Source organism: Streptomyces griseorubiginosus (assembly GCF_017614965.1).
GTDB lineage: Bacteria > Actinomycetota > Actinomycetes > Streptomycetales > Streptomycetaceae > Streptomyces > Streptomyces griseorubiginosus_B.
In genome coordinates this window covers 1-6,818 of the sequence record NZ_WVUG01000400.1, presented here as the reverse complement: position 1 = coordinate 6,818, position 6,818 = coordinate 1, and the positions used below count along the sequence as shown (strand labels likewise).

6 protein-coding genes and 2 pseudogenes are annotated in these 6,818 nt (G+C 76.3%); all 8 read left to right on the top strand.

Going from position 1 to position 6,818, the window contains the following annotated elements; translation table 11 throughout:
* Positions 1–405: pseudogene (locus tag GRC12_RS40190) on the top strand (transferase); the annotation flags it as partial.
* Positions 402–1,046, top strand: a complete 645-nt coding sequence (locus GRC12_RS40185) for a D-glycero-alpha-D-manno-heptose-1,7-bisphosphate 7-phosphatase (RefSeq protein ID WP_208785403.1) — start codon at positions 402–404, stop codon at positions 1,044–1,046. The pseudogene GRC12_RS40190 and the gene GRC12_RS40185, both read left to right, overlap by 4 nt.
* Positions 1,043–2,032 (top strand): glycosyltransferase family 9 protein, encoded by a 990-nt coding sequence (locus GRC12_RS40180; RefSeq protein ID WP_208785402.1) that lies wholly within the window; start codon positions 1,043–1,045, stop codon positions 2,030–2,032. The genes GRC12_RS40185 and GRC12_RS40180 overlap by 4 nt, the downstream gene beginning before the upstream one ends.
* Positions 2,029–2,961 carry a glycosyltransferase gene (locus tag GRC12_RS40175; RefSeq protein ID WP_208785401.1) on the top strand — a complete coding sequence of 311 codons (933 nt, stop codon included), beginning with the start codon at positions 2,029–2,031 and terminating at the stop codon, positions 2,959–2,961. The genes GRC12_RS40180 and GRC12_RS40175 overlap by 4 nt, the downstream gene beginning before the upstream one ends.
* Positions 2,958–4,175, top strand: coding sequence for a glycosyltransferase (locus GRC12_RS40170; RefSeq protein WP_208785400.1), 1,218 nt, complete (start codon positions 2,958–2,960; stop codon positions 4,173–4,175). Before GRC12_RS40175 ends, GRC12_RS40170 begins: the two co-directional genes overlap by 4 nt.
* Positions 4,175–4,756, top strand: a complete 582-nt coding sequence (locus GRC12_RS40165) for a D-sedoheptulose-7-phosphate isomerase (protein WP_133041721.1) — start codon at positions 4,175–4,177, stop codon at positions 4,754–4,756. Before GRC12_RS40170 ends, GRC12_RS40165 begins: the two co-directional genes overlap by 1 nt.
* A complete protein-coding gene (gene rfaE2 / locus GRC12_RS40160) occupies positions 4,753–6,117 on the top strand; it encodes a D-glycero-beta-D-manno-heptose 1-phosphate adenylyltransferase (RefSeq protein WP_208785399.1) in 1,365 nt (454 codons plus the stop codon). Before GRC12_RS40165 ends, rfaE2 begins: the two co-directional genes overlap by 4 nt.
* Positions 6,118–6,334: 217 nt before the next feature.
* A pseudogene (locus tag GRC12_RS40155) lies at positions 6,335–6,818 on the top strand (glycosyltransferase family 9 protein); the annotation flags it as partial.

The window sequence follows — 6,818 nt, the reverse complement described above, 5'->3', positions numbered from 1 at the left end:
CGCCACCCCGTACGCCCCGCCTCCCGCTGGGTGTCCCTGCGCGCCCAGCGCGGCAACGCCGACGACGCGCTGATGCGGCGGCTGCACGGACCCGACTGGTGGGAGAAGGCGGTAGCCCCGCGCGGCCGGCTCCACTCCCACCTCGCGATCACCGCGTCCGGCGCCGCCGCGCTCGCCCTCGCCGCCGCCGGACGGCCCCGGGCCGCCGCGGCCGTCGGCGCCGGATGGGCGCTCGGCACCGGCGAGTTCGCCTGGGCCCGGATCGCGCCCGGGCCGCGCACCCGGGACGAGGTGACCACCATGCTCGCCACCAGTGTGCTGATCCCGCCCGCCGCCACCTGGCACTGGCTGTCCGGGCTGTGGCGGTACCGCGACGCACCCGCCTGGCAGGAGGTGGCCTCGTGACCCGGGTCAGGGCGGTGCTGTTCGACCGCGACGGCACCCTCGTCCACGACGTCCCCTACAACGGCGACCCCGACAAGGTCCGCCCGGTCGACGGGGCCCGTGAGGCCGTCGCCCTGCTGCGCGCCCACGGCGTGCGCACCGGTGTCGTCACCAACCAGTCCGGCATCGCGCGCGGCCTGCTCACCGACACCGAGGTCCGCCACGTCAACCAGCGCGTCGACGAACTCCTCGGCCCCTTCGACGTGTTCGGCGTCTGCCCGCACGGCCCCGACGACGGCTGCCGCTGCCGCAAACCCGAACCCGGCCTGGTCCTGTGGGCCGCCGGACGCCTGTGCGCGGCGCCCGAGCGCTGCGTGGTGATCGGAGACATCGGCGCGGACGTCGAGGCCGCCCGCCGGGCCGGCGCCCACGGCATCCTCGTCCCCAACCAGCGGACCCGCCCCGAGGAGACCGCCCGCGCCGACCACGTGGCACCGGACCTGCTGACAGCGGTGCGCGCACTGCTGACGGGACCTCCACGCGGCCGGGTCCTGGTCGACGAGCGCCCGATCGAGGCGGCCTACGACACCGCCGGGACCCCGGACTCCGGCCGCCACGGTGACTCGGGCGCGGCCCACGACACCCCCCGGGGGCCGCGATGAAGGCCCTCGTCGTGCGTCTCGACAGCTTCGGCGACGTCCTGCTCGCCGGGCCGGCGATCCGGGCCGTCGCCGCCCGCGCCGACCACGTCACCCTGCTGTGCGGACCGCGCGGCGCGCCCGCCGCCCCCCTGCTGCCCGGCGTGGACGAAGTCCTGGTCTGGGACGCACCCTGGGTCGGCTTCGACCCCCCGCCGGTGGGCCGCGGCGAGGTCGACCAGCTGATCGACACCGTCGACGCCGACACGGCGCTGATCCTGACCTCCTTCCACCAGTCCCCGCTCCCGGCCGCCCTGTTGCTGCGCCTGGCCGGCGTCGGCCACATCGCCGCGGACAGCGAGGACTACCCCGGCTCGCTGCTCGACGTACGCCACCAGCGCGCCCCGCACGCCCACGAGGCCGAGGCCATGCTCGACCTCGCCGAGGCGGCCGGCTTCCCCCGCCCCGACGACGGCCGGCTGCGAGTGCTGGAGCCGCCCGCCACGACCGCGCTGACCGGTCCCGGCCCGTACGTCGTCATGCACCCGGGAGCCGCAGTCCCCGCGCGGACCTGGAGCGCCGAGCGGGCCGCCGAGGCGGTGCGCGAACTGGCCGAGGCCGGGCACCGGGTGATCGTCACCGGCGACAGCGGTGAGCGCGAGCTGACCGCGTACGTCGCCGGGGAGCACGCCCTCGACCTCGCCGGCCGGACCGGCGCCCCCGAACTCGCCGGCGTCCTGGCCCGCGCCGACGCCGTCGTCACCGGCAACACCGGCCCCGCCCATCTCGCCGCCGCCGTCGGCACCCCGGTCGTCTCCCTGTTCGCACCGGTCGTCCCGGCCGAGCGCTGGCGGCCGTACGGCGTCCCGTACGTGCTGCTCGGCGACCAGCAGGCGCCCTGCGCCGGCACCCGGGCCCGGCAGTGCCCCGTTCCCGGCCATCCCTGCCTGGACACCGTCACCGCCCACGACGTGGCCGCCGCCGTGGAGAAACTCCTGGGGGAGACATGAGGATCCTGCTCTGGCATGTGCACGGGTCGTGGACCACCGCCTTCGTGCAGGGCCCGCACACCTACGTCGTCCCCGTCACGCCCGACCGGGGCCCCGACGGACGGGGCCGCGCGCAGACCTGGGACTGGCCGGACTCGGTGATCGAGGTGCCGCTGGAGCGGCTGCGCGACGAGGACATCGACGTCGTCGTGCTGCAGCGCCCGCACGAACTCGCCCTCGTCGACGCCTGCCTGGGCCGCCGCCCGCCGCTGGTCTACGTCGAGCACAACACCCCGCACGGCGACGTCCCGGACACCCGGCACCCCGTCGCCGACCAGCCGGACATCACCCTCGTCCACGTCACGCACTTCAACCGCCTGATGTGGGACTGCGGACGCGCCCCGACCGCCGTGATCGAACACGGCGTCGTCGACCCCGGCCAGCGGTGGACCGGCGAACTGGACCGGGCCGCCGTCGTGGTCAACGAGCCCGTACGGCGCGGCCGCACCACCGGCACCGACCTGCTCCCCGTCTTCGCCGAGGCAGCCCCGCTGGACGTCTTCGGCATGGCCACCGACCGGCTCCGGGTGCCGAACACGCGCACCTTCGACCTCGCCCAGCGCGATCTGCACGCGGCGATGGCCAGGCGGCGCGTCTACGTCCACCCGATCCGCTGGACCTCCCTCGGGCTGTCCCTGCTGGAGGCGATGCACCTGGGCATGCCCGTGGTCGCCCTCGCCACCACCGAGGTCACCGAGGCCGTGCCGCCCGGCGCGGGAGTGGTCTCCAACCGGATCGACGTACTGACCGACGCCGTACGGGACTTCGTCGCCGATCCGCTGCACGCGCGGCTGATCGGCGAGGGGGCCCGCGCGGCGGCTCTCGCCCGCTACGGGCTGTCCCGTTTCCTGGACGACTGGGAGCGGCTGCTGAAGGAGGTCACCCGATGAGGATCGCCATGGTGTCCGAGCACGCGAGCCCGCTCGCCGCTCTCGGGGGGCCAGACGCCGGCGGGCAGAACGTGTACGTCGCCCGCCTCACCGAGGAACTTGCGCGTCGCGGCCACGACGTGACCGTGTACACCCGCCGGGACTCCGCCCGGCTGCCCGACCGGGTACCGCTGCCGGGCGGCGGCGTCGTCGAGCACGTGCCGGCGGGGCCGGCGAAACCCGTTCCCAAGGACGAGCTCTTCCCCTACATGCCCGGCTTCGGCACCACCCTCGCGCGGGCCTGGGAACGGGAGCGGCCCGACGTCGTCCACGCGCACTTCTGGATGTCCGGCATGGCCGCGCAGATCGGCGCCCACGAACAGGGCGTCCCGGTCGTGCAGACCTTCCACGCGCTCGGCACCGTCAAGCGCCGCCACCAGGGCCGCCGGGACACCAGCCCGCACGAACGCCTGGGTGTCGAGCGGCAGATCGGCCGCAGCTGCGCCCGCGTCCTGGCCACCTGCGGCGACGAGGTCCACGAACTCGCCGAGATGGGCGTGCCGCCGGGGCGGGTGTCGGTGGTGCCGTGCGGGGTGGACGCCGAGCACTTCCACCCCGGCGCGCACAGCGCCGGCCTCCCCGAACGCCGGGAGCGCCACCGCCTGCTCGCCTGCGGCCGGCTCGTCCCGCGCAAGGGCTACGACAAGGCGATCCGCGCCCTGACCCGGGTTCCCGACGCCGAACTCCTCATCGCCGGCGGCCCCGAACCGGGACAGCTGGACGCCGATCCCGAGGCGGCACGACTGCGCCGGCTCGCCGAGCGCGCGGGACTCGGCGACCGGGTACGGCTGCTCGGTGCCGTCGACCCGGACCACATGCCGGGGCTGATGCGCAGCTGCGACCTCGTCCTGTGCACCCCCGTCTACGAGCCGTTCGGGATCGTGCCGCTGGAGGCGATGGCCTGCGGTGTGCCCGTCGTCGCCACCGACGTCGGCGGCCACCGCGACACCGTCGCCGACGGGCACACCGGACGCCGGGTGCCGGCCGGCGACCCGTGGGCGATCGCCGGGGCCGTGCGCGAACTCCTCGCCGACGAACCGCTGCGCCGCCGGATGGGCGCGGCCGGCCGCGAGCGCGCCCTCGCCCGCTACACCTGGCAGCGCGTCGCCGACGGTGTCGAACAGGTCTACCAGCGGACTCTGACCGGACACCGGGTGTCCGAGGAGGTGGCGTGATGACGGTCCACCCGCCCGCCGTCGGGCACTGCGACGAACTCCTGGACGCGCTGGGCCAGTTCCGCGCCTCCGCGCACATCACGGAACGGTGGGGGAGCCGGCTGGCCGACGTGCTCTGCGCCGGCGGACGGCTGCTGGCCGCGGGCAACGGCGGCAGCGCGGCCCAGGCCCAGCACCTGACCGCCGAGCTCGTCGGACGCTACCGCGACGACCGGCCGCCGTTCTCCGCGATCGCCCTGCACGCCGACACCTCCTCCACCACCGCCATCGCCAACGACTACGGCGTCGACGAGGTGTTCGCCCGCCAGGTCCGCGCGCACGGCCGCCCCGGCGACGTCCTGATGCTGCTGTCCACCAGCGGCGCCAGCGCCAACCTGCTGTCCGCCGCCGACGCGGCCCGCGCGAGCGGCCTGCACGTGTGGGCGCTGACCGGCCCGGCCCCCAACCCGCTGACCGCGGGCAGCGACGAGGCCCTGTGCGTCGAGGCGACCTCGGCCGCCACCGTGCAGGAACTGCACCTGGTGGCGGTGCACATGGTCTGCGCGGCCTTCGACGCGGAAGTGGAGAGGAGGACGGCATGACGGGCCGAGCCCCGCTCCTCGTCGTCGGCGACGCCCTGCTCGACCGCGATCTCGACGGCCACGCCGACCGACTCGCCCCCGACGCGCCCGTCCCCGTGGTCGCCGACTGCGCTGAACGCCTTCGCCCCGGCGGCGCTGCCCTCGCCGCCTACCTCGCCGCCCGGGACGGCCGGGAGGTGACGCTGGTGGCGGGCGTCGGCGACGACCCCGCCAGCCGCGAGCTGACTCGACTTCTCGAACCCTGGCTGCAGCTGATCCCGCTCCCGCTGACCGGCGCGCTCTCGGAGAAGACCCGGGTGCTGGCGCGGGGCCGTCCCGTGACCCGCCTGGACCGCGGCAGCGGCACCACCCGCGAGGCGACCGACGCCGCCCGCGCGGCGATCCGCTGCGCGCCGGCCGTCCTGGTCTCCGACTACGGCCGCGGCACCGCAGACGCCCTCCGCGACGTCCTGTCCGACCACCCGCCCCTCGTCTGGGACCCGCACCCGCGCGGCGGACCGCCGGTGCCGGGGACGCGCCTGGTCACGCCGGCGGAGCAGGAGGCCCACCGCTTCGCGGGCCAGGCCCCCGCCGCCGTACGGGAGTTGCGTACCGCCGCGCGCGCCGCGGCCGCGCTGGTGGGTCACTGGCGGGCCGGTGCCGTCGCGGTCACGCTCGGCGCCCGGGGCGCCCTGCTGTCGTACGGCGATCAGCCGCTGCTGTGTCCCGCCCCCGAGGTCCACGGCGCGGACCCGTGCGGGGCGGGCGACCGGTTCGCTGCCACCGCGGCCGGGCTGCTCGCCGACGGCGCGCTGGTCGGCGAGGCCGTCGAGGGCGCCGTCACGGCGGCGACGGCCTTCGTCGGCGAGGGCGGGGCGGGAGCTCTCATGGGGCTTTCCGACGTGTCCGCCGAGGCCGTGGAATCCGGGGACGACGTACGGGCCGTCCTCGCCCGCGTCCGCGCCGCGCACGGCACCGTCGTGGCCGCCGGCGGCTGCTTCGACCTGCTGCACGCCGGGCACGTGGGCCTCCTGGAGGCGGCCCGGCGGCTCGGCGACTGCCTCGTCGTGTGCGTGAACTCGGACGCGTCCGTGCGGCGCCGCAAGGGTGCCGGACGGCCGGTCACCCCGCTGGAGGACCGGGTACGGGTCCTGCTCGCCCTGGGCTGCGTGGACGCCGTGGCCGTCTTCGACGAGGACACCCCCGAACGTCTGCTCGCCGAACTGCGGCCCGACATCTGGGTCAAGGGCGGCGACTACAGCGGCGCCGACCTCCCCGAGGCCGCGCTGCTTCAGGAGTGGGGCGGCCAGGCGGTCCTCCTGCCGTACCTGGACGGCCGCTCCTCGACCCGGCTGATGACCCGCGCGGCAGGTGCCGTATGACGACGACACACCGACTTCCGCTGCCGACCCGGAGTCTGGAGGGCCGGGACACCGGATGCGGAGGCTACTGCCTGCTACCGACGGCACCCTGGCCCTTCCTCGAGCTGCTGTACGTGGGCGATCCCGACGTCCGCCGCGACGGCGCCCCCCTTCCGCACGGGGCGTACCGCACGCCGTCCGTCCCGCACCCCCGGTCACCCCGGACGGCAGGCACCTCATGACCGCGCCGCCCCGCGTCCTCGTCCTGCGTGCCCTGGGCCTCGGGGACCTGCTCGCCGGTGTCCCCGCGCTGCGCGCGCTGCGCCGGGCGTTCCCGGCGCACGAACTGGTGCTGGCCGCGCCCGCCGAGCTGGCGCCGGTCGCGGCCGCGACGGGCGCCGTCGACCGGCTGCTGCCCGCCTCCGCACCAGGCCGCGCCGTACCCCGCGCCCTGCACTGGACCGGCCCGCCCCCGGAGATCGCCGTCGACCTGCACGGCAACGGTCCGCCCAGCCACCGTCTCCTGCAACAGGTGCGCCCCCTCAGACTGCTGGCCTTCGCCCACCCCGGGACGCCCGAGATCGACGGGCCGGTCTGGTACGCGGAGGAGCACGAACGGGCCCGCTGGTGCCGGCTGCTCGCGTCCTACGGCATCGACGCCGACCCCAGCGATCTCCGGCTGCCCCGCCCGGCGGAAGCCTCCCCGGCCCCCGGCGCGGTCG

Coding starts and splice junctions, on each gene's coding strand:
- GRC12_RS40180 (WP_208785402.1), top strand. CDS start 1,043: ATGAAGGCCCTCGTCGTGCGTCTCGACAGCTTCGGCGACGTCCTGCTC.
- GRC12_RS40175 (WP_208785401.1), top strand. CDS start 2,029: ATGAGGATCCTGCTCTGGCATGTGCACGGGTCGTGGACCACCGCCTTC.
- GRC12_RS40170 (WP_208785400.1), top strand. CDS start 2,958: ATGAGGATCGCCATGGTGTCCGAGCACGCGAGCCCGCTCGCCGCTCTC.
- GRC12_RS40165 (WP_133041721.1), top strand. CDS start 4,175: ATGACGGTCCACCCGCCCGCCGTCGGGCACTGCGACGAACTCCTGGAC.
- rfaE2 (WP_208785399.1), top strand. CDS start 4,753: ATGACGGGCCGAGCCCCGCTCCTCGTCGTCGGCGACGCCCTGCTCGAC.